This window comes from Paenibacillus vietnamensis, from assembly GCF_020169515.1.
Lineage (GTDB): Bacteria > Bacillota > Bacilli > Paenibacillales > Paenibacillaceae > Pristimantibacillus > Pristimantibacillus vietnamensis.
The window spans coordinates 167,400-188,971 of sequence record NZ_JAHMHW010000004.1 but is presented as its reverse complement, the minus strand read 5'-3'; the positions used below and the strand labels follow the sequence as shown (position 1 = coordinate 188,971).

The window sequence follows — 21,572 nt, the reverse complement described above, 5'->3', positions numbered from 1 at the left end:
GGCCTCTCCGGATCGGGGAGGCCTTTACACCTAAAAATGGAGGGAAACAAAGAAAAATGAAAAAGACAGCGGCATTTGCATTATCAACCATTCTCACCTTCTCGGTGCTGACCGGCTGTACGGACAATACGGGCGGTGAAAGTGTAAATGAGGGGGGAAATCAAGTTGCAAACGAAAGCGGAAACGGGAATGCAGGCTCCGCTTCGGATGATCATACATTGTTTTTTTATACCGCCCAAAACAAAGTCTACGAGGATGAAGCAAATTTCGACCGGCTGATCGGGCAGTACATCAAAAAGAAGTTTCCGGATATTACTCTGAAGCATGTGCATTGGAATGACGGCACACGGTATGAGGATTTGATAGCCAAAGGAACGATTCCGGATATCGTATTCGAGGAGGTATACCGCAATTCGCGCCGGATGATCGAGAAGTTCGAGCTGGAGTACGATATGTCGGAGCTGATCAAAAAATTCAATTTTGATACAAGCTTGCTGGATCAAGGCAGCCTGGAACGGATCAAAACGGCTTCGGGCGGCAAAGTATACGCGCTCCCGTTCGAGCAGAGCGATTTTGTCCTGGTCTATAACAAGGATATTTTCGATAAATACGGCTTGGACTACCCGAAGGACGGCATGACTTATGACGAAGCTTACGAACTGACCAAAAAGCTGACTCGTCAGGACGGGGACATTACCTATAAAGGCTATCAGCAGCACCCGAGCCATTATATGTACTATAATCAGCTTTCCGAGGCCGTGTTCGATCCGAATGAAGACAAAGGGGCACTGGATACCGATGCCTGGCTGAAAATCGTCAACAATATCCGCCGTTTCTACGAAATTCCGGGCAACCAGTTCACGACGACCGGCGACTTCCCGAAAGGTCAAATGGGGATGTCTGTGGATGTTATCGAGAATGTCCTTAGATGGTCGCAGGAATTCCCGGATTTGAATTTCGATATTGCTGCGGTTCCCGTATTCCCGGAAGCTCCGGAGAGTAAATATCAGGCCAATGTGAACGGACTGTTCATTACGAAGCAATCCAAAAATAAGGATTTGGCGTTCCAGGTTATACAATATCTGCTTTCGGATGAAGTCCAGGAGGCCCGGGCGAAAGAGGGGATTATCAGCCCGCTTAACAGCCCGAATGTGCAGCAGGCTTTCGCACAAAACGTTCCGCAGCTGAAAGACAAGCATGTTGCGGGCATATTCGCTCTGAAAAGCGCGATGCCGGCGCCGCGCAAGCCGGGTCTCACGTTCATCAATCCGCCGGTGCAGCAGGTATTCCAGCCGAATATTTTTGAGCAGTCGAAGGACAGCGCAACCGCGCTTCGGGTCGTCAACGAAATGATCAACAAACAGCTTTTGGAGACGAAGGCTGCGATCGATGCCGGCGGCGATGGAACTCAATATCAATAAGTGAAATAACGAAAATTGATTGATATCACCTAAGTTGGTCATCGATCGGTACCGTTTTTACGAATTCCCGCAAAATGGGGCGCTTCCGGCGCCCCATTTCTTTATTGGAAGCAAGCCGGCAGCAGGTCCGGCGAAAGCACGAATCACCTATAGATTAAGTGCCCACCACCTATAATCGGTGAAATGGGAAGCAGTATAATGAATCCATCGGATCGTATAAAAGAAGGTACAATCGAACAGAAGATCTAATTCTTATCGACTATAAACACGCGTCTATACATTGAAAGGAGTGCTCATGGATTGACGGAATTGCAGAAGCAACCAACGGAAGCGGAAAAATGGGGGATTTTCGAGCTAAGCCTGAACGGGCCGTCCGATGGAAATCCGTATCAGGAGGTACGTCTATCCGCCCGCTTTCAGTATAAAAACCGCATAGTCGAGCCGGAAGGCTTCTATGACGGAGACGGCGTTTACCGCATCCGGTTTATGCCGGACGAGATCGGCGTCTGGCGGTATAAGACGTCAAGCAGCAGCCCCGAGCTGGACGGCCGTTACGGCGAGTTTACTTGTACGCAGCCGTCATCCGGCAATCACGGACCGGTCAGGGTGAAGGACGGCTATCATTTTACCTATGAAGACGGCACCGCATATATGCCATTTGGCACGACCTGCTATCACTGGACCCATCACGGCGATGAGCGGAATGAAGAACTGACCCTGCAATCGCTGGAGTCATCTCCTTTCAATAAGGTGCGGATGTGCTTGCTCCCTACCCGCGGCATGAGGCCGCCTCAGCTGGCCTTTGCGGGAACCGGTCCTGAGGATGCGGACCGGACACGCTTTAATCCGCAGTTTTTTGCCCATTTGGAGAAACGTATCGCGGATTTGGGCAGGCTTGGCATCGAAGCGGACCTGATTTTGTTCCACCCTTACGACAAAGGCGAATGGGGCTTCGACAGCATGGACCGGGAAACCGATCACTATTATTTGCATTACGTCATCGCCCGTTTGGCAGCGTTCCGCAACGTTTGGTGGTCCCTGTCCAACGAATATGATTTTAATAAATGCAAGACCGTCGAAGATTGGGACCGGCTGATCCAATTTGTTCAGCGCCAGGATCCTTACCAGCATCTTCGTTCGATTCACAACGGCACCAAAATGTATGAGTCGTCTCCGCTTTATGATTTCTCAAAGCCATGGATTACCCATCAAAGCATCCAGCATTGGGATCCCGAGCAGACGACGGAATGGAGACTGGCGAACCGCAAGCCGGTCGTCATCGATGAAATCTCTTATGAAGGCAACAGCTCCCGGAGATGGGGCAACATTTCCGGAGAAGAAATGACGCACCGATTCTGGGAAGCGATGGCAAGAGGCGGCTACGTCACACACGGCGAGGCGTATATCCATCCGGATAAACGGGCCTGGATATCTTCAGGGGGAACGCTGCAGGGCGAAAGCTCCGGGAGAATGGCTTTTTTGCGCCGGATCATGGAGGAAGGACCCGCGGATTGGCTGCAGGCCGCCGAGGACGGCGACTATTATTTGCACTATTTCGGCCGACATCAGCACGCCTATTATGAGCTGCTTCTCCCCGAGGGGACGGAATATGCCGTCGAGATCATCGATGCATGGGACATGACGGTCACTCCGCTTGACGGAGTCTTCAGCGGTCCAAGCAGGATCGAGCTTCCGGGCAAGCCGTATACTGCGCTGCGCATACGTAAAGCTGCACAGCCGTCAGAGGGAGGCGAGTGCTTATGAATACAATGAAAGAAGTGGAGCGCTGGGGGCTGTTCGAGCTGAGCCTGAAAGGTACGGAAGAAGGCAATCCGTTCGTCGATATAAGTTTCGGCGCCCGGTTCAGACAAGGGGAGCAAGTGTATGAGGCCGAAGGCTTCTACGACGGCGGCGGAACGTATAAAGTCCGTTTCATGCCGGAGACGGAAGGGACGTGGACCTTTACGACTTCAAGCAGCTGCCGGTCGCTCGACAAAATTACCGGCGAATTCAAGGTTCTTCCGGCATCGAACGGGAATCACGGTCCGGTCCGGGTCAAGGACGAAGTGAAATTCAGCTATGCCGACGGTACCCGATACTCACCGGCAGGTACAACGTGTTACGTTTGGCATTTGCAGGACAGCGGACTGCAGGAGGAAACGCTTCGTACTCTGAAGCAATCTCCTTTCAATAAGCTTCGAATGTGCGTATTTCCAAAATCGTATTTGTTTAATCAAGCCGAACCGGCCTCCTATCCGTTCGAAGGGTCGCCAGAAGAAGGCTTCGACCTGTCGCGGATGAACCCGATCTATTTCGCTCATTTGGAGCGAAAGATCAAGGAGCTTTCGGACCTTGGCATCGAGGCGGATCTGATTTTGTTCCATCCCTACGATGAAGGAAGATGGGGCTTTGACCGGATGTCGGCCGAACAGGATGAACGGTATCTCCGGTACGTCGTGGCGAGGCTGTCCGCATTCCGGAACATCTGGTGGTCGCTGGCGAACGAATATGATCTGATGACGGAAAAGACAGAAGACGATTGGGACCGTTATTTCCGGATCGTCCAGGAGTACGATTATGGAAGACATTTACGATCGATTCATAATTGCAAGCAATTTTACGATTACGGCAAGCCGTGGGTTACTCATATCAGCATTCAAACGGATGATGTGAAAGCGGTTTCTGCCTTCACGAGGAATTTTGCCAAGCCGGTCGTTGTCGACGAATGCGGCTATGAAGGAAATATCCATAAGCGCTGGGGCAGCCTGACGCCGGAGGAAATGGTATGCCGGATTTGGGAAGGCACGTTTCGCGGAGGGTATGTGACGCATGGCGAAACGTACGCGCATCCGGACTCTGTTTTATGGTGGTCTCATGGCGGAACGCTGCATGGAGAAAGCGTCCAGCGGATCGCATTTATGAAACGGCTGCTGGAGGAATCGCCCGAAGAGATTAAATATTGCACCGCCCGCCATGACGCTTCGACGCTGGAAATTGCGGGTGTTCATTACTTTCAATATTTCGGTCCGCACCGGTTCTCTTTCCGCCATTTTTCACTGCCGGAAGGGATATACAAGGCGGAGCTGATCGATACCTGGAATATGACGGTGACGCCGCTCGGGGAGCGATTCGAAGGATCGTTCCGCATCGATTTGCCCGCCAAACTCTATTATGCCTTAAGAATTCAAAGGGTTACGGCTGAAAACGTACAAACGGGAGAGTGAATCGGCCTTGGACAAAACAAAAGAAACCGCAAAAAATTCGGCGGATAAGATCTGGTACGACAAACCGGCAAAAGTTTGGGAGGAAGCGCTGCCAATCGGGAACGGCCGGCTTGGAGCCATGATATTCGGGAAGGTGTACTCGGAACGGCTGCAGCTGAACGAGGACTCGGTGTGGTACGGAAGCATGAAGACCGGCGACAATCCTGAGGCAAAGCGGTATTTGCCGGAAATACGCAGGCTGCTAAGGGAGGGCCGGCAGCAGGAAGCGGAAGATCTCGCGCAGATGACGATGATGTCCATCCCGAAATCGCTTAATCCGTATCAGCCGCTTGGCGATTTGAATCTTTACCATAACGGGGAGAGAGGCATGATCGCGGATTATTACCGGGATCTCGATATCGAGCAGGGAATCGCCCGCGTCAAATATAGCCTGAACGGCATCCGGTATGAGCGGGAAATATTCAGCAGCGCGGTTGATCAGGTCATTGCCATCCGGATTACGAGCGAAGTGCCCGGGGAGCTGAACCTCCGGCTTCAATTAAGCAGACGGCCTTTCGATACCGGAACGGAGACGCTTTTCGGCGATACTCTGCTGATGAACGGGGAATGCGGGAAGGAAGGCGTAACGTTTTGTACGGCGCTCAAAGCGGTGTCCGAAAGAGGCTCGGTCCAGACGCTCGGCGATTTCCTGCTTGTTCGTCACGCCGATGAAGTTACCCTGTATCTTTCCGCAGCAACGACATTTCGCCATGAGAATCCGCAGGCGGAATGCATCAGGCAGACGGAAGAAGCGGCCCGCAAAGGGTTCCGCAAGCTGAGGGAGGATCATATCGGCGAGCATACGTCCAAGTACCGCCGCGTCCGGCTTCGGCTCGGCACGGAACAGGAAGCCGCCCGCGCGCAGTCCGTTCCGACAAACGTACGGCTGGAACGCTTCAAAGAAGGAAAAGCGGATCCTGCGCTTGCGGCCCTGTATTTCCAGTTCGGCCGTTATCTATTGATGTCTTGCTCGAGGCCGGGAAGCAACCCTGCGAATTTGCAGGGAATATGGAATGAAAGCTATACGCCCCCCTGGGAGTCGAAATATACGTTAAACATAAATACGGAGATGAATTATTGGCCGGCCGAGGTAAGCAATTTGGCCGAATGCCATGAGCCCTTGTTCGATCTGATCGAGCGAATGCGGATCAACGGCAGAATAACGGCCTCAAAGGTTTACGGCTGCAGAGGCTTTGTCGCTCATCACAATACGGATATGTGGGGCTCGACCCAAATCGAAGGGAACCACATCCCGGGGTCGATCTGGCCTCTCGGAGGAGCATGGCTGTCGCTGCATTTGTGGGAGCATTACCGCTTCGGAATGGATGAGGCTTTTTTGCGGGAACGGGCTTTTCCGGTCATGCGGGAGGCGGCGGAGTTTTTTCTGGACTATATGACAGAGGATGAGCAAGGACGGCTGTTAACAGGTCCGACGACATCGCCCGAAAACCGGTTTATCCGCTCCAACGGAGCGATCGGCTCTCTCTGTATGGGGTCTTCCATGGATTCGCAAATCATCTATACGCTGCTGAGCGCCTGTCTGGAGGCGGCGAAGCTGATCCCGACGGATGAGGCGTTGTGCCGTCAATGGGAGTACGTTCGCAGCAAGCTGCCGAAGCCTCAGATCGGGAGAAAGGGGCTTCTGCAGGAATGGCTGGAGGATTGGGACGAGGCAAAAGCGGGTCACCGTCACATGTCCCATCTGTTCGGCTTATATCCGGGCGAGATCATCCATGTCCGGGAAACGCCGGAGCTGGCTGAGGCGGCGCGCCGTTCGTTGGAGCGCCGGATCGAAAACGGCGGCGCGCATACCGGCTGGAGCCTGGCATGGGTCATCAATTTCTGGGCGCGTCTGGAAGAGCCGGAAAAGGCATACGAAAGCGTGAAGCTGCTGCTTGCCGATTCGACGCTTCCGAATTTGTTCGATAACCATCCTCCGTTTCAGATCGACGGGAATTTCGGCGGAACCGCGGGCATTGCCGAAATGCTGCTGCAGTCGCATAGCGGGCTGTTGAATGTACTGCCGGCACTGCCGGCCGTCTGGAAGCAAGGCAGCCTTCAAGGTCTGCGCGCGCGCGGCGGATATACCGTTGATCTGGAATGGGCGGAAGGCGAGCTGACAAGCTGCCGCATTCATGCGTCAATGGGCGGAACGTGCCGGATCGTTTGTGCGCGTCCCGGCAAACCGCTTCGTATTACCGCGGACGGTCTGGAGGTTGCAAGCCGTTCGGACGGACCGGTTACGGAATTCGAGGCTGCGGCGGGAATGACTTATATCCTTGAGCCGGAACGGATCGGCAGCACCGTTCAAACGCTTTTGAGCAGCTAATGTTGAGGTACATCAGATAAAGGAGGACGAGAAGTTGGACCGGCAGCATCAACACGACCAGTTCGCCGAAATCGCTTTCCGCGAACACCCGGCTTACGATCATTCCATACACGAAATTCCGCCGATCGCGTATGAAACCGTTTATTTTACAACAGGGATGGACAAGGCGGATAAGCCGAAGGAAGCAACCTATGAAGAAAGCTTGTCCCGCTTTCATGTTCAGCTGCAGGAGCTTCGCAGCCGATATGCCCCTTTTCTGCAAAATTTGGCGCCGGATCCCGGCATTCGCCGCTGGAAACAGCCTTTGACCGAATTCATGTTCCGTTACCGGACGGAGGAAGACAACCGGTTTCAGCGCGTATTGGAAGGAAGCGGCGATTGGGAGAAGGTGTCGATTCCGGATTTCCGGGGACCGACCGATGAAGAGGGCAGATGGACCGGTTATTACCGGACCGAATTCGAATACCGTCCGAACGGTTCTAAGAACCGGGTTTTCATCCAGTTCAAAGGCGTCGATTATAAAGCGTCCGTATACTTGAACGGTAAATGCCTGGGCAGCCATGAAGGCTTCTTCTCGCCCTTCGATTTCGACGTGACGGACCTGCTTCAGGCGGAAAATACGCTCATCGTCGAGGTGCAGAACGACTTTCCGATGATGGGCGTCGGAGGCTCCCTGCTTGATGGAGACAAAATTTATGCGGCAACCGGTCCGGGCTGGGACGATCCGGAAAAAGGCTGGCATCACTGCCCGCCGGGCGCAGGCATTTACGGAGCCGTCTATCTGGAAGAGCGTCCTCCGCTCTTCATTCACGATCTATTCGTCAGGCCGGATATCGACGGGGATAGTGTGGAGATATGGATCGATGCGGTGAATACGACGGATTCGCTGATCGAGCATGCGGAGCTTCTGATCGATATCATGCCGAAAAATTTCACCGGCGACGCCTACGGTCCCTTCCGCTTTACTGCGGCATACGCAGGTCCCGGATTAAATTATTTCCGGTACCGGATCGAGCTTCCGTCCTTCAAGCTGTGGGAAACGGAATCGCCTTACCTGTACGCGGCCAGGGTTCGGCTAAGCTCCGGCCTATCATGTCCGGACGTCCGCGACCTCCATTTCGGGATGCGGAAGTTTCATCAGGACGAGCAATCGGTGCCGAAAGGCACGCTGTACTTGAACAACCGCCCGGTCATCTTGCGGGGCGCTAACGAGATGGGGCATCTGCAGCAGTGCATCATGCAAAATAATACCGGGCAATTAATCGACGATATTCTGATCGCCAAAATGGCAAACATGAACTTTTACCGCATTACGCAGCGGCCGGTTCAGGAAGAAATCTACGACTATTTCGACATGCTCGGAATGATGCATCAATGCGATTTGCCGACGTTCGGATTTATCCGCCGCAACCAGTTTTGCGAAGCGGTCCGGCAGACCGCGGAGATGGAACGGCTGATCAGGAGCCATCCGTCCTCGATTATGGTATCGCTCATTAATGAGCCTTCGCGGACGGAGAAAAGAAGGAAAGGGCACCGTTTCCTGCACAGGGACGAATTGGAGGCTTTCTTCGTCGCAGCCAGACAGGCGATTTATATCGAAAACCCGGACCGCGTCGTGAAAAACACGGACGGGGATTACAATCCGCCGACGCGCGAGGGGCTTCCTGATTTTCACTGCTACAACATGTGGTACACGGACAATATCCTGACCGTCGGAAAAATGCACAAAGGTTTTCTGCCTCCGGTCAAAGAGGGCTGGAAGGCGGGATGCGGCGAATACGGGACGGAGGGGCTGGACAATCTCGATGTCATGCTGAAGCGTTATCCGCCGGAATGGCTTCCGGCAGGCCTCCACGAGCCGTGGTCGCCGGCCGAAATTGTGAAAGCTCAAACCTATACGCTGCACGGCGATTGGTTCGCGGAGCAGAATACGATTGCGGAGTGGATCCGCGTCAGCCAGCGGCATCAAAGCCTGGCTACCAAATGGATGACCGACGCATGGAGGAGAAGAGCCGATTATATCGTTTCTACCGCTATCCATCTGCTGATCGACGCCTGGCCTTCCGGCTGGATGAAGGCGCTCGTAGGCGTGGACCGCATCCCTAAACCGGCTTATTTCGTTTATCAGGCCTGTCTGGAGCCGGTTCGCGTTCATTTGCGGAGCGACAGATGGAAGGTTTACGGAGGCGAACAGCTTGAGATTGATGCCTGGCTGCTGAACGATTCGGCTCAAACGCTGGACGGATGCCGCATCATCGCGACTCTGAGAGACGATGCGCAGGACTATGCCCATTATGAATTGCCGGCCTGCGGCGTTTCGCATACGTCATCGAATTATGCGGGCACAATCCGGATCGACGTGCCGGAGCCGGCAGCAGGCAGGGGAGAGCTGTACGTAGATGCGTGTCTTCTGAACGAACGAGGGGAAACGTTAAACCGGGAACGGTTCACATTCGAGGCGTTCGCCGCCTCCGCTTTGCCGGAAGACAAGGCCGTGCCTTCGGTTGCTTTTCTCGGAGCCGAGGCAGAGAGGCTATGCACCAGTCTCCGTTTGTCGGCCGAGCCGTTCGACGAAGGGCGCTGGACAGGCGGCAGCGGTCCTCTCGTCATTTCCTCCGGCGCGCTGTTCGAGGCGCATAAAACCCTTATTCTGGAGCGGGTGAAGGCCGGGGCTGCGGTTGTGCTGCTCCGGGGTAACGACGGCGGGCAGGACATGTGGGACATTGAGGGCTCACCGGTCAGAACGGTCAAAATGAAAAGCAGATATGTGCTGGCGTTTCAATCAGGCAAACCGGAGCTGCAAGGGCTGCAGGAAGATGATTTCTCTTATTTCTATGATGCAGGCAAAGACAGGATCGAAGGGATAGCCGACTGCCATCTGGAAGGCGAAGGGCTGGAGGAGCTTGTTTTCAGCTATTATTACAGCCGCTCCGCCAAGAAGAAAGGAACGCTGCCCGTCGTCGCAAATAAACGTTTCGGAAGCGGCGTTCTCAGCTTTGTCGGACTGCCGCTCGACGGGCGGGCAGGCTTTAACCCGGCGCTGGATAAATTTATGTGCGCTTTGCTGCATCGTCACGCCCCGCAACCGGACGGCGCCGCGGCGGCGTCTGCGGTCAAAATCGGCTGCGAGGAGTTGAACCGGATTGTTTAGCAAATGGGAAAATAGTTCGATTTCGGGTTTCGATGTGAAAAGCATGCTGCCGCGCTGGACGTACGAAAGGGCGATGAAAGCCGCCTTCGAAGGAGAGCGGGAGCGGAGCACCATTCAAAGCACCGCCGACCTGGAGCGGCGCCAAAGGGCTGTCCTCGAAGGGATCGAGCGCTGCGTCGGCGGCATGCCCGACAGGGAGACGCCGCTTAACCCGCGCGTGACCGGAACGGTCCGCGGAAACGGCTTCCGGGTCGAAAAGGTCATTTTCGAATCGCGGCCGTCCGTATATGTGACCTCAAATGTGTACATTCCTGACGGAATCCGGGAGCCGCGCGGCGCGGTGCTGCTGCTCTGCGGCCACCGGGAGAAGGCGAAGCATTGCGACGAATACCAGACTGCCTGTCATTACCTCGTCCATTCGGGACTTGTCGTCATGTCGGTCGATCCGACCGGGCAGGGGGAGCGGTTTAACCGGTACGACCCGGTATCGAAGCAGGCCGCCATGACCGGCGTGTGGGATCATGAGAACGTCGGGCGCCAGTGCCTTCCGCTCGGCGACAGCCTTGCGCGCTATATGCTTCATGACGCCGTAAGGGCGATCGATTATTTATGCACCCGGCCGGAGGTCGATCCGGACCGGATCGGGGTTACCGGACATTCCGGGGGAGGCATGCAGACCTCGCTTGTGATGATGTACGATCTACGTATCGCCGCGGCCGCCCCGGGAGGCTTCATCATGAACCGGCCATGGTTTCTGCTCACAGGCAAAACGCAGGACGCCGAGCAGAAATGGCCCGGCTTCTCCGCGCTCGGCTTCGACCATGAGGATATTTTGCTCGCCATGGCTCCGAGGCCGGTTCTCGTCCTTGCCACGACGTTCGATTCCGTTCCCATCGAGGGTCCCCGGCATACGGTTGACGTTAACCGCCGGTTCTGGGAAATGTTCGGGCAAGGCGACCGGATCGGACTCGCCGAGGACGAGAACGCTCACCGGTTTACCGTGCCTCTGATCCGGGCGGCGGCCCGCTTTTTCTCGGCGCATCTGCTTGACGCCGCTGCAGCTCCGCCGGATGACCGGATCGAGCTGCTCCCGCCGGAGAAGCTGCTGTGTACCCGCAGCGGTCAGGTGCTCGGGGAGCTGGAGCGGGCGAAAACCGTCTGCGATGAAAATGAGCAGCGGCTCTCTTATTTCGAAGCCGTAAGAGAGGCCATGCCGGAAAGCGAGCGCAGAAGCAAATCTATCGACTGGCTGAGGGCCGCCGTCCATTCGGGCCGGCAGCCGGCCGAGCCTAACCCGCGGTATGCGGGCGCCGGAGAGGCGGACGGAATTCAGGCGGACCGTATCGTCTGGTGGAGTCAGCGTGGGCTGCTTAATCATGCTCTGCTCTTCACCGGCGTACCGCAGGCTGACTGCAAACGGCCCGTCACGATCGCCATTTGGGACCGGGGGACAAACGGGCTTGAGCTGCATGCCGATTGGATAAAAGAGGTGTGCGAGTCGGGCAGAACGGTGATGGTTCTTAATCCGACCGGAGTCGGGCCGCTGCTGCCGCATCTTGATGTGCCGGGAGACGACCCGTACAAGATGTTCGGGGTGCTCGACAAGCATACGGATGAATTAATGTGGCTTGGCGACAGTATAGCCGCGGTTCGCGTCTACGAAATTGTTCGCGCGGCGGAGGTCGCAAGAGGCACGTCTTTCCTGGACGGAGAGGACATAGAGCTTTATGGCTTTGGCCGGTATGCCGTTTACGCCGGATTGGCCGCACTGCTCGATCCCGGGATCAGAGGCGTCCGGATGGAACGCCCTTTCCGCAGTCTGGCGGAATGGATCCGCACTCCGGATTATGACCGGGAGGATTCGCTCAGCTTTATATTACCCGGCATGCTGCGGCTGTTCGATTTTCCGGATATGGACCGGTGGCTCGAAGATGAGGGACGTCTGATATGCGCGTCCGGGAATTCCGGCATGAACCTGCAGAGCTGATGACTATAAAGAAGGAAACGAAAGGAGAGGTTGGCATGAAACTGCTGCAAGGCGTTATTCCTGTATTGATGACCCCTTTTACGGAGCAAGAGGAATTGAACGAGCGCGTGCTTCGCCAATATATAAGCCGTTATTTGAACGCCGGCGTACACGGTCTTTTTTGCCTCGGCACGAACGGAGAATTTTTCTCCCTCACGCAGGAGGAAAAAATCAGGATCATAGAAATCGCCGTCCAGGAGGCGAAGGGAAAAGTTCCGATTTATGCAGGCACGGGCGGTATCACGACAAGAGAAGCCGTCCAGCTATCCGAGAAAATGGAGGAGCTTGGCGCGGATGCGCTGTCGGTCATTACGCCGTATTTTCTTCCGCTTTCCCAAGCCGAGCTGATCGGCCATTACCGGAGCATTGCCGCCTCGGTGTCGCTGCCGATTGTGCTGTACAATTTTCCCGCCCGGACAGGCCTCACCATTGAGCCCGAGACGGTCGCGGAGCTGGCGAAAATACCGAATATTGTTGCGATCAAGGACAGCAGCGGCAATTTTGAATTGATTGAACGATATATAGCAGCGGCAGGGCCGGATTTTGCCGTATTGGCAGGCTCGGACGCCCTGCTTCTGAAGACGCTGCAGGCTGGCGGAAAAGGCGGCGTCAGCGGGTCGGCCAACGTGCTGCCGGAGCTTATGGTATCGATATACACCCATTGGCAAAACGGTAATATCGAAGCGGCCGAGGCGGCGCAGTCGCTGCTCCAGCCGTTGTCGCAGGTTTACCGGATGGCGACGCTGCCTTCTGTATTTAAGGAAGCGATGAACCGGATGGGACTGGAAGCGGGTCCGTGCCGGGCGCCGATCGGCCCGCTGCCTGCGGAAGCATCCGATGAGCTTGACCGCGTGCTCCGCCATTATCGCGAGCTTGGCTATATTCAAGGGGAGCCGAACGAGTCGTAGTTATTAATCTGTATGGGAAGGGGACGATCACGTTGGCAAGGATTGTTGTGGATTGTCGCGGAGGCGGCGACTTCCGGACCGTGCAGGAGGCGGTAATGGCGGCTCCGGAGCATTCGGACGAGAGGACCGTCATTGAAATCCGCAAAGGGATTTATGAAGAAAAAATCGTCGTTCCGGAAAGCAGGAAATTAATCAGCTTCATCGGCGAAAGCCGGGAGGGCACCGTGCTTGTGTCCTCCGATTATGCCAACATGCTCGGACCGGACGGTCAAAAGATTGGCAACGACAAGTCTGCAAGCACGTTTGTATACGCCGATGACTTCTACGCGGAGCGGCTTACATTTTCCAACCAGTCGGGCTTGTATAAAGGGCAAGCGGTGGCGCTTGCCGTCTCCGGCGACAGAGCCGTCTTCCGCGACGTGTGCATTCGCGGAAATCAGGATACGTTGTACACGCCGGGGCAAGGACGCCAGTATTACGAGAACTGTTACATCGAAGGCACGGTGGATTTCATTTTCGGTTCGGCGACGGCCGTGTTCGAGGGTTGCGAGCTGCACAGTATCCGGAGACATAACGGTTATGTAACGGCGGCTTCCACGACGGAGGAGCAGCGTTACGGTTATGTGTTTCTAAACTGCAAATTGACCGGCGCTGCACCCGAGCATAGCGTTTCTCTCGGCAGGCCGTGGAAGCCTTATGCCAAGGTTGTGTTCATCGATTCGTGGATGGACAGCCATATCCGGCCTGCAGGATGGGATAATTGGCGGGACCCGGAACGGGAGAGAACGGCCACGTTTGCGGAATACGGCAGCAGAGGGCCCGGTGCGCGGCCGGCAGAACGGGCTCCGTGGGCCAAGCGGCTCGGCAAGCCGGAAGCCGGAGGCATAAAGGCTGCCGCGCTGAGGGGAAGCGACGGCTGGGATCCGGCGTCGGCCATGACCGCAAACGTATAGCGATTACGTTACAGACGCGGGACAAAGGGGGAGGCAGCGAATGTCAAGAGCAAGCGGGTCCGCGGAACAACTGATGGAGGCTGCAATCAATCATACGGATTATGTGCTGGAGCGTGCGGCGGATCGTACCGGCGGGACACCGTTGTTCGTCAATGCGCTGGATGCGGACAGCGGGAAGCCTGTACGCCATGATTATGACCATGTCGACCAAACGGCCATGTTATCCAGTCCGGCCAGCCAGCAAAACTGGTTTCGGACGCTTGACGCCTTAACCGTCTTAACCGGAAAGACCGGGTACAGGGACGCGGCGGAAAACGTCTGCCGGTATATGCTGAAGGAGCATACCGACCGGAACGGCCTTATTTACTGGGGCGGCCATACCTCATTCGATCTGGAAGCGCAGCGACCGGTTTTCGCCGCCGATAAAGCGCTCGTGCATGAGCTCAAATGCCATTACCCGGATTACGAGCTGATGTGGAACGCCGATCCTGCCGGCACCAAACGCTACATCGAGGCAGTTTGGAACGCCCATATTATCGACTGGACCAATCTGGACTTTAACCGTCACGGCCCTTACGATTCGCCGAGCGGTGCGCTGTGGGCTAACGAATTTGAAGGCGGGGACATTTTTTTCTGGGGCAGGGGCCTTACGTTCGTCAATGCGGGCAGCGATCTTTATTACAGCGCGTCCATGCTCGCGAAATTGGCGGGAGAGGCCGCTCCGCTCGATTGGGCGATGCGGCTGGCGGAGCGGTATATACAGACGCGCCGAAGCGGCGTCGGAATCAGCGGCTACCAGTTCAGCCAATCGTCCTCCGCATGGTGCGACGGCCCGGCGGTCCGCGGCGATCGGGCGCAGTATCAGCTGGCTCCGTTAATTCCGGAAGGACATCTGGTATACGAGGGCACTCTGTTTAAACCGCGTCCCTCCGTTCAGCGGTGCCAGCTTGCAATCGGGGAAGCGCTGGGCGACAAGGGCAGAGCATTCCTGGAATGGTCCTGCGGGGAAATGGCCGCCTGGGGACGGGCCGCTTACCGCAGCGAAGACAACAGCTTCATTCCGATGCTGACCGACGGATGGAGCCTGGAGGGCCTGACCTTGGACCGGAAGGGATATTTTGGCCGGAAAGGTACGGTCTTTAAGGCCATTCCGGCAGGTCCGGAGTTTTTCTGGATGTACGCGATGGGTTACCGGCTGTCAGGAAATCCGTTTCTTTGGTCGATGGCCAAAAATATCGCGGCCGGTCTCGGCCTTGGAGATATCGGCGAGCCGGACGGAGGAAGCGGCGGAGTAAGGATGCCGGACACCTTCCCTGAAACTGCCGATCACCGGATCATTTTCGGTATGATTGAGCTGTACAAGGCAACGGACAGGGATGCCTATATCGGTATGGCTGCTCAGGCGGCAAAGCAATTGCTGGCTTCCCGTTACCGTAAGGGACGATTTGAGACAGGGGGCAAAGTGCTGATTAATGATCCGGCCGCGCTCGCCCTTCTTCATCTCGCCTCCGCGGAGACGAATGCCGGCCAAAATCTTCGGAGCGTGTTTCAGACTTAATTCCGTTATGAAAAGCCGGCCGCATTGTGCGGCCGGCTTTTCCGTTTGTGCGCAGCAGTGCAGGATATCCCTATAGATACGGCGGATTCCGCCTAAAACCCGCTTTTTTCCTCACGTTATAATGAATTATAACAGGAGGAATCAGGACGATCTCCTGCAATCAATACGAGTTAGAGGGTGGAATCCGGCGAGCTCCAGAAAGCCGGGAGAAGGAGGAACCGCGTTGAACCGAACAGGTGCATTCGGGCTCGGCCCGCAGACGCAGCAAACGCCGGAAACGCCAATATTTCCGGAGAAGCAATATTCAATTGTCGATTTCGGCGCAATCGGCGACGGTTTTACGATGAATACCGAAGGGGTTAACCTCGCGATCGAAACCTGTTCTTCCGAAGGCGGAGGAACGGTCCATATTCCTCCGGGCAATCCCTGGTATTCGCAAAACGGTGCTGGGCTCGATCTGGATTCCTGCCGTTATGTAGAAGTATCCGATTCGCAGTTCGATGTGGGTGACGACGCGATTTGCATCAAATCCGGCAAGGATGCGGACGGGCGGGACCTGGGCGTTCCGTGCCAGGATATCAGCATCCGGGGTTGCGTCGTTTATCACGAGCACGGCGGCTTCGTCATCGGCAGCGAAATGTCCGGAGGCGTGCGGAATGTCAGCATTTCGGACTGTTTATTCATTGGTACCGATTTGGGCCTCCGCTTCAAAAGCGCAAGAGGACGAGGAGGCGTGGTGGAGAAAATCCGGATCCGCAACATCCGGATGACCGGCATTCCAAAGGCTGCGATCACGTTCAGCATGTTCTACAGCCATGGAGGCTCCGACCAGCCGGCAGCCGAGCAGGTGTCCGAGAAGTCGCCGATCTTCCGCGATTTTCTGATCGAGCACGTCCGGCATCGAGATTCGCGGCATTGCGGGAGAAACGTACGAAGTGGCTTGCGCTCAGGAAACGGACGCATCGCAAATTCGAATAACTCCGGAAGAAGCTCGGGGCAGCAATGACGATTAACATCGGCCGCTTGCTGACGGAATATACGGATGCTCCGCTCGGGCTTGATACACGCCGTCCCCGGCTAAGCTGGATGCTTGAATCGGAGGAGCGCGGACAGCTTCAAACCTCATACAGGGTCCTTGTTTCTGCAAGCCCGCACGTGCTGGAACAGGATGAAGGAGACATGTGGGACAGCGGGCGTATCGAGTCGGGCCAATCCGTGCATGTTCATTATGCCGGAAAACCGCTCGAATCCGGCAAGCACTATTATTGGAAGGTGCGCGTATGGGATAAGCGGGATGCTCCCTCCGAATGGAGTCGGATGTCCTCATGGTCCATGGGCCCGCTGCAACAGGACGATTGGCAGGCAAAATGGATCGGGATGGAGGTGCCTCATTCCGATGAATACCGTCCTGTCGTCTATTTGCGTAAAGAGATCAAGATAAGAAAGCCCGTCAAGCAAGCCGTCGTTCATGCAACGGCCCTTGGCTTATACCGGCTGTTTATTGGCGGCCGCAGGGTAAGCGATCACGAATTTGCTCCGGGCTGGACCGATTATAAGAAGCGGATTCAGTATCAAACCTATGATGTCACAAGCCGCTTCGGCTCAGCCGGGCAATCGGTTATAGGCGCGCTCCTCGGAACGGGCTGGTATTGCGGCAAGCTGGCGATGGTCGGCAAGCGGGTATACGGGTATTGCCCTTATTTGCTCGTGCAGCTGCGGCTCGAATACGAGGACGGGTCCACAGAAACGATTGTGACGGACGAAACATGGAGGACGTCGGAAGGAGCGTACGGCTACTCGGAAATTTATCGGGGCGAAGCCTATGACTCCCGCAAAGAACCGGAAGGCTGGCTTGAGCCGGGCTGCGACGATTCAAGCTGGAAGAGGCCGATCGAGCTGCCTTACCGGGGAGACCGCTATGGAGGAAAGCTGGTTGCACAGGCCGATCCGCCGGTAAGGGCGGTCTCCGAAATTCGGCCGGCAGCCGTAAGCAGGACCGATGCCGGGTCCTATCTGTTCGATTTTGGCCAAAACATGGCAGGACGAGTCAGGCTAAAGGTGAACGCCAAGAGCGGTATGCGGATTTCGCTGGATCATGCGGAGATGCTGAACGATGACGGAAAGCTCTATAAAACGAATCTCCGGACAGCGGTGCCTACCGACTACTTCATCGCAAAAGGCGAAGGTACGGAAATTTACGAGCCGTGCTTCACCTTTCACGGCTTCCGGTATGTCGAGGTGTCCGGATTGCCCGGCGAGCCGGACCAAGATACATTGACCGGCATCGTCATCCATACGGATTGCCCGGCCACCGGCAAGCTGGAAACGTCCCATCCTCTCCTCAATCGGCTGCAGAGCAACATTATCTGGGGGCAGCGCGGCAATTTTTTGAGCGTGCCTATAGATTGTCCGCAGCGGGACGAGAGGCTGGGATGGACCGGCGATGCACAGGTATTTTGCCGCACGTCGACCTTTAACATGGAGACGGCCCGTTTCTTCGCCAAATATGCGGCCGATATGAACGCCGCTCAGCTGGACAGCGGGTCGTTTCCGGACGTGGCGCCAGGCTGCGGGTATCATGAGCGGAAGGTGAACAAGCGGAAAGGTGAAGAATGGACGCGCCCTTACAGCGCGGGCTGGGCCGATGCCGGCGTCATCATCCCATGGACGATCTATACGGTTTATGGGGATAAGGATATTTTGGAGCAAAGCTACGATTCCATGGTGACTTATATGGGTTATCTGGAGGGCATCAGCGAGCGGCATCTCATTCCTGGAGCCCGGACCGGCAATTACGGCGACTGGCTTTCGATCCATGCCGATACGTCGAAGGAGCTGATCTCGAACGCCTTCTTTGCCTACAGCACCGGTCTGATGGCCCGGATTGCCGATGTGCTCGGACGGGAGGAGGATGCGCGAAAATACAGGGAACGGGCACAAAATATTAAAGATGCCTTCGCCGCCAAGTTTATAGACTCGGACGGAAGGCTGACGGGCGGAACACAAACGGCCTATGCCTTGCCGCTGTCAATGGGACTGTTACCGGAGCCTGCAGCCAGGCTGGCGGCCGGCCATCTTGCCCAAGAAGTGAAGGCTGCGGACAACCATGTGACGGCAGGCTTTATCGGCATTCCGCATTTGCTGCCTGCCTTATCCGATTTCGGTTATACCGATACGGCTTACGAATTGCTCATGCAGGAATCGTTTCCGTCCTGGTTTCATCAGATCAAGAATGGGGCGACCACCATGTGGGAGCGCTGGGACGGCTGGTCGAAGGAACATGGCTTTCATAAGGCGGAACGGATGAATTCGTTTAATCATTTTGCGTTCGGCGCAGTCGGTGAATGGCTGTACCGCTATATGGCCGGCATTGATGCCGATCCGCTGCAGCCCGGCTTCAAGCATATCCGGATTGCCCCGAGGCCCGGAGGCGGCTTGACCCGCGTGTATGCCGAATACAATTCCATGTACGGAACGATTGTATCCGCATGGGAAATTCATGAGGGAAGCTTCCGGCTGCAGGTCCGTATTCCTGTCAATACGACAGCTGCCGTTCAGCTCCCGGGGGCTGAGAGCCCGCTTGAAATCGGCTCCGGGGCTTATGATTTTGAGGTCCGATTGTGAATGGAATATTTCGAAATATAAGAATTTATAAGCTTGAGCTCATAAATGACTTCTATTTCATCGCGAAACGAGCTTTTACCGCCAGAGGACGGCACAGCCGTTTACGCTTGCCGAATTCGGTGTGCACATAAAGGAGAGTGGGATTTAATGGAACGATTTAATGGGAAAATAGCCGTATCGGAAAATGATTCGGAGGTATTGGAAGGATATATCCCGATTAAATATGAGCAGGACAGCCATTCGGCGAATTTGCTTGCACTGGACAACGGAGATTTATTATGCGTTTGGTTTTCCGGAAGCGGCGAAGGAAATCCGGATACGAATATTTTGATGTCGAGGCTGCCGGCGGGATCGGACCGATGGTCCGAGCCGGTTCAGCTTGCCGAAGACCCGGAGCGTTCCGAGCAAAACCCCGTTCTGTTTCAGGAGCCCGGCAGCGCGAGAGTATGGCTGCTTCATACGTCCAATGAGCCGCATGATCAAAAAACGTCCAGGATCGTCCGCCGCATTTCGGAGGATCGGGGACAAACCTGGGGGACTCCGGAAATTTTGTTTGACGGTCCGGGCATTTTTCTTCGCCATCCGATCGTCGTTGCGCAAAACGGGGATTGGGTGCTCCCGGTTTATTACTGCAAGTCGGGCGGACATTACAGCGTCGTTCAGATCAGCACGGACAGCGGGCGCACATGGGTAGAGCATGAAGTGCCGGAAAGCCTGCACCGCGTTCAAATGAATATCGTCAAGCGGGCCGACGGCACGCTGCTGGCATTGTACCGCAGCCGCCAAGCGGACCGGATCTATGCGAGCGTATCTGCGGATAACGGAAGAAGCTGGACCGTTCCGGAGAAAACCTCGCTGCCGAACAACAATTCCTCCATGCAGGTGACGGAGCTCGGGAACGGCCGATTGGCGCTTGTGTTCAATAATGCTTCGATCGAAAGGGACCAGTTCCGCTGGGTGAAGAAAGGGGACGGCTTCCGCCGCAAAACGCTCCGGACGCCGCTTACGCTGGCTATTTCGGAGGATGACGGAAAGACGTGGCCGATCATACGCAACGTGCAAACGGCTGATTTGGAGTATAAGGAACGTGAGGTCGGTTACTCCTATCCTTCGATTATTGCAACCGGCGACGGAAAGATCCATATCGCGTTCTCCTATTTGCGCAAGGCAATCAAATACGTCACCGTTGATGCGGAGTGGGCGGAAAAACATAGCTTTGCCGGACTGTAATCCGCATTATTAATTCTTATATTTGAACAAAAGGTGCCGGACCTGCAGGTCCGGCAGCCTTTGTCTCTGCATTCACACCGGATACGCCGCAGAATCCGCCGTTTGATGCTGTTTTCGGTATTGCTGCGGGGTCATGCCGGTTTTTTTTAGAAACAGCGTATAGAAAAACTTCATGTCCTTGTAGCCGATCCGGTTGGCGATGAAATTGACGCATTGGTCGGATGTTTTGAGCAGGGTGCAGCATTGTTCAATTCTTGTTTGCTGCAGGTATTTAGTAAAGGTCATGCCGGTCATCCTTTTGAAGGAGCGCTGAAAATGGCTTTCACTCATAAACGCATGGGCTGCAAGCTGCTTCACCGTAATGTTTTCCGCGTAATGCTGCTTAATATAACACATGGCGTCGTCGAGCATTTCAGATTGCTTGCTGCCGCCGCCGTTCGCGTCGGACGATTCCTCCTCATACCCGAGACGGTTAATCATCATAAGCAGCTGGATGAGGATCGCCGACAGAATGGTTAAGTACCCTTCATCCTTTGACCGGAATTCTTTATGCATCGTCGTGATCAAGGGCAGCAGACGGTCATTCCTGTCGAAGACGTGGAGGAAGGGAATGCCCGGGCTCAATTGGTTGTGCAGCACGCGATCAATGTTGGAACCGCCGGAGAACAGAAGCTTCCATTTCTCGTACGTTGCGTACGGGAACAGACAGTTGTAAACGATGAGCTTGGCGCTCTGGTTCGGTGACGACGGCCTGAACACATGCGAGGTTCCGGCCGGAATAATAAACAGATCGCCGCTTTTAACCGGGATGATCTGATCCGCAATATAATGGTAGCCGCTTCCTTGCGCTACATAGCTCACTTCGATAAAATCATGCGAATGCTCGCAAATTGTAAACGCTTCCGTACAGCGGTTTACATAAATATCTTCTTTTCCTTTGAAAAACCGTTCCCCTTTGTAAAGACGGGTTCGCGCTATCATATTCCTCACCCTCTTCCAATCAATAGCCAAGTGTTGCAAGCGTTTTCTTACATTTTAGGACGCATACATAGGGAATTCAAGTCCTGAAATTGGTAATTTCAACCGAATCCGGCTTTTTGAGGCGCATT

General features: G+C 55.3%; 13 protein-coding genes. 12 read left to right on the top strand and 1 reads right to left on the bottom strand.

Annotated features, from left to right (window positions below; translation table 11 throughout):
• Positions 1–56: 56 nt before the first annotated feature.
• The 12 genes from KP806_RS11215 (at position 57) to KP806_RS11160 (ending at position 20,463) form a co-directional block, all read left to right on the top strand.
• Positions 57–1,421 carry an ABC transporter substrate-binding protein gene (locus tag KP806_RS11215; protein WP_224723688.1) on the top strand — a complete coding sequence of 455 codons (1,365 nt, stop codon included), beginning with the start codon at positions 57–59 and terminating at the stop codon, positions 1,419–1,421.
• 300 nt (positions 1,422–1,721) lie between these two features.
• Positions 1,722–3,185, top strand: coding sequence for a DUF5060 domain-containing protein (locus tag KP806_RS11210; protein ID WP_224723687.1), 1,464 nt, complete (start codon positions 1,722–1,724; stop codon positions 3,183–3,185).
• Entirely contained in the window at positions 3,182–4,645 is a 1,464-nt protein-coding gene (locus KP806_RS11205; RefSeq protein ID WP_224723686.1) for a DUF5060 domain-containing protein, read from the top strand. Before KP806_RS11210 ends, KP806_RS11205 begins: the two co-directional genes overlap by 4 nt.
• A gap of 7 nt (positions 4,646–4,652) precedes the next feature.
• On the top strand, positions 4,653–7,013 hold the full coding sequence (locus KP806_RS11200; protein WP_224723685.1) for a glycoside hydrolase family 95 protein: 2,361 nt from the start codon (positions 4,653–4,655) through the stop codon (positions 7,011–7,013).
• A gap of 34 nt (positions 7,014–7,047) precedes the next feature.
• Positions 7,048–10,164 (top strand): glycosyl hydrolase 2 galactose-binding domain-containing protein, encoded by a 3,117-nt coding sequence (locus tag KP806_RS11195; protein WP_224723684.1) that lies wholly within the window; start codon positions 7,048–7,050, stop codon positions 10,162–10,164.
• Positions 10,157–12,151, top strand: coding sequence for an alpha/beta hydrolase family protein (locus KP806_RS11190; protein WP_224723683.1), 1,995 nt, complete (start codon positions 10,157–10,159; stop codon positions 12,149–12,151). The genes KP806_RS11195 and KP806_RS11190 overlap by 8 nt, the downstream gene beginning before the upstream one ends.
• A 35-nt stretch (positions 12,152–12,186) precedes the next feature.
• Positions 12,187–13,098, top strand: a complete 912-nt coding sequence (gene dapA / locus KP806_RS11185; protein ID WP_224723682.1) for a 4-hydroxy-tetrahydrodipicolinate synthase — start codon at positions 12,187–12,189, stop codon at positions 13,096–13,098.
• Positions 13,099–13,130: 32 nt separating this feature from the next.
• Positions 13,131–14,051, top strand: a complete 921-nt coding sequence (locus KP806_RS11180) for a pectinesterase family protein (protein WP_224723681.1) — start codon at positions 13,131–13,133, stop codon at positions 14,049–14,051.
• A gap of 40 nt (positions 14,052–14,091) precedes the next feature.
• A complete protein-coding gene (locus KP806_RS11175) occupies positions 14,092–15,609 on the top strand; it encodes a hypothetical protein (protein ID WP_224723680.1) in 1,518 nt (505 codons plus the stop codon).
• Between the two features lie 223 nt (positions 15,610–15,832).
• On the top strand, positions 15,833–16,615 hold the full coding sequence (locus KP806_RS11170) for a glycoside hydrolase family 28 protein (RefSeq protein ID WP_224723679.1): 783 nt from the start codon (positions 15,833–15,835) through the stop codon (positions 16,613–16,615).
• On the top strand, positions 16,612–19,233 hold the full coding sequence (locus KP806_RS11165) for a glycoside hydrolase family 78 protein (RefSeq protein WP_224723678.1): 2,622 nt from the start codon (positions 16,612–16,614) through the stop codon (positions 19,231–19,233). The genes KP806_RS11170 and KP806_RS11165 overlap by 4 nt, the downstream gene beginning before the upstream one ends.
• 147 nt (positions 19,234–19,380) lie before the next feature.
• Positions 19,381–20,463 carry a sialidase family protein gene (locus KP806_RS11160; protein WP_224723677.1) on the top strand — a complete coding sequence of 361 codons (1,083 nt, stop codon included), beginning with the start codon at positions 19,381–19,383 and terminating at the stop codon, positions 20,461–20,463.
• A gap of 72 nt (positions 20,464–20,535) precedes the next feature.
• Here the strand turns inward: KP806_RS11160 and KP806_RS11155 are convergent, their stop codons facing one another.
• Positions 20,536–21,444: an AraC family transcriptional regulator gene (locus tag KP806_RS11155; protein ID WP_224723676.1), complete on the bottom strand. Its 909-nt coding sequence runs from the start codon at positions 21,442–21,444 to the stop codon at positions 20,536–20,538.
• Positions 21,445–21,572 lie beyond the last annotated feature (128 nt).

Coding starts and splice junctions, on each gene's coding strand:
- KP806_RS11160 (WP_224723677.1), top strand. CDS start 19,381: ATGGAACGATTTAATGGGAAAATAGCCGTATCGGAAAATGATTCGGAG.
- dapA (WP_224723682.1), top strand. CDS start 12,187: ATGAAACTGCTGCAAGGCGTTATTCCTGTATTGATGACCCCTTTTACG.
- KP806_RS11155 (WP_224723676.1), bottom strand. CDS start 21,444: ATGATAGCGCGAACCCGTCTTTACAAAGGGGAACGGTTTTTCAAAGGA.
- KP806_RS11215 (WP_224723688.1), top strand. CDS start 57: ATGAAAAAGACAGCGGCATTTGCATTATCAACCATTCTCACCTTCTCG.
- KP806_RS11205 (WP_224723686.1), top strand. CDS start 3,182: ATGAATACAATGAAAGAAGTGGAGCGCTGGGGGCTGTTCGAGCTGAGC.
- KP806_RS11175 (WP_224723680.1), top strand. CDS start 14,092: ATGTCAAGAGCAAGCGGGTCCGCGGAACAACTGATGGAGGCTGCAATC.
- KP806_RS11165 (WP_224723678.1), top strand. CDS start 16,612: ATGACGATTAACATCGGCCGCTTGCTGACGGAATATACGGATGCTCCG.